The sequence below is a fragment of the Bacillus sp. LR--39 genome (assembly GCF_053613335.1).
In genome coordinates, this window is the sequence record NZ_JBSIOT010001607.1 from 1 (window position 1) to 516 (window position 516).

The window sequence follows — 516 nt, forward strand, 5'->3', positions numbered from 1 at the left end:
TTTTAGAGACGGTATTTGAAATGGAAACATCCCCCGATGATGCCTTCACTTTCAGATCTTGAAGGCGGACGTCCGTCACGCTCGTATTTCCGCTCGCAGATACTGCGTTCAGCCCGGAAAGCGCAAGATGGTCATTCCCGGCCACAGACAAGTCGCCGCTTGAGGTTCGTACTGCCAGATCACCTTTATAATCATACGGAAGCCTGACGATAAGAGTTGAACGGTTAAACCCATTCAAAAATTGAAATTCTTTTTCCTTTACGGTCAGCTCCAGTTTTCTTTTGTTTTCAGTAACAAATAACTTTCCTGAGTCTCCTGAAATGCCTGCCGATATGTCACTTCGTTCTTCCGCTATAATCCGGACATCCTTGCTATCCGACTCAATGACCATGCTGTCAATGTCCCGCGGCGATGCGCTGGCTGAATCGGCTTCTGTGCCATTTATGAAACCTAGGCCTGCAGCAAACACATCTTTTACGACGACGGCGAAAAAAACCAGAATACCGGCAGTGATCA

The 516-nt window shown here is 47.3% G+C and carries 1 protein-coding gene; it reads right to left on the bottom strand.

The window, feature by feature from the left end:
• The coding region (locus ACWHAR_RS32060; protein WP_452089045.1) for a DUF4097 family beta strand repeat-containing protein at positions 1 to 514 on the bottom strand (514 nt) is incomplete at its 3' end.
• Positions 515 to 516: the final 2 nt, after the last annotated feature.